This window comes from Corynebacterium sp. MSK044, assembly GCF_030232825.1.
Lineage (GTDB): Bacteria > Actinomycetota > Actinomycetes > Mycobacteriales > Mycobacteriaceae > Corynebacterium.
The window spans coordinates 1-1,435 of record NZ_JASPJJ010000048.1; the positions used below are offsets into that span (position 1 = coordinate 1).

Sequence of the window (1,435 nt, forward strand, 5' to 3'; positions counted from 1 at the left end):
GAGCGTGTCAAGTTATTTGTGTGTGGGGCTGTTTTTACAGGTATTTGTCGAAGCGGTCGGGGTAGGCCACAGCCATTTGGTTGATGGCTTGTTTCCAGCCGGAAACCCGGGCCCCTTCGACGAGTCGGCCAGCGGTAGCGGAGGCTCGTTTGCCTTCCTTGGCCCGCCGAGCAGCTCGTTTATCTTCAATATTGCAGATCATCAGCCACAGCGTCTTCAGCGCTGAGTCATCATTAGTGAACTGAACCCTATTACGAGTGGCTTTACGCAGCTCATTGTTGAAGGATTCAATTGAATTCGTCGTGTAGATCACCTTCCTTGCTGCCGGCGGGAACTGCAGAAACGGCGTGAACCTCTCCCACGCATCCCGCCACACCTTCACCGACCGTGGGTACTTCTGCCCCAGCTCAGAGACCTCAAACTCATCCAATGCGGCAGCGGCGCTCTGCTCATCCGGGGCGGTATAGACCTTCTTCAACGCCGCTGAGACAGCCTTACGATCACCGTAGGCAACCCACCGGTTAGCAGCCCTGATCAGGTGCACAATACACGTCTGGACCATGGATCCAGGCCAGGTTGCCTCTACTGCTTCTGGTAGGCCTTTGAGCCCGTCACAACAGACGATAAAGACGTCTTTGACCCCACGGTTAGAAAGATTGGCGCACACCTGCGCCCAAAAAGACGCGCCTTCTTCTTTGGCAAGCCACAATCCCAAAATGTGTTTGATGCCGTCAAGGTCCACGCCGATAGCCATGTAGGCGGACTTGTTGACCACCCGACCACCGTCGCGGACTTTAATGCGCAATGCATCGAGAAACACCACGGGATAGAACTCGTCTAACTGGCGGTTTTGCCAGACCATGACCTCGTCGAGGACGGCATCGGTGACTGCGGAAATCGTCTCATGGGAAATATCAATCCGCATCGCAGTTGCCATATGGTGCTGGATGTCACGGATTGTCATCCCACCGGCATACAAGCTGACGATCATGTCATCAACGTCAGTCAAACGCCTAGAGCCTTTAGGGACCATGGTCGGCATGAATGTGCCAGCCCGATCTCTAGGGATATCAACAGTAACCGGCCCATAATTAGAATCCACGGTCTTCGGGTAGCTGCCATTGCGGTAGTTATCAGTGCCAGCTAAGGCTTTACCGCCCCTGTCGCCTGCCTGATATCCCAGGTGGGCGTCCATTTCCGCATTTAGTCCCCTGGTAATCGAGGCTTGCAACATGCCCCGAACTAGGTCATTGGCATCCGTTGTAGACGTGCCTAGTTCATCAATCAGCTTCGCGATATCAGGGTTAGCAAGCAGCTTCTTTTCAATCGCATCAATCTTGGCCTTATCAGCCGGGTCTCGTCGTGCCACAGTAGTCATTCTGGTCCGTCTCCTCATGCAGGTTGGGAACCCACACACAAACCATCAGACACTCTC

The 1,435-nt window shown here is 54.2% G+C and carries 1 protein-coding gene; it reads right to left on the reverse strand.

The window, feature by feature from the left end; all coding sequences use genetic code 11:
* Positions 1-34: 34 nt before the first annotated feature.
* Positions 35-1,378 carry an IS256 family transposase gene (locus QP994_RS11005; RefSeq protein ID WP_284866818.1) on the reverse strand — a complete coding sequence of 448 codons (1,344 nt, stop codon included), beginning with the start codon at positions 1,376-1,378 and terminating at the stop codon, positions 35-37.
* Between the last annotated feature and the right edge of the window lie 57 nt (positions 1,379-1,435).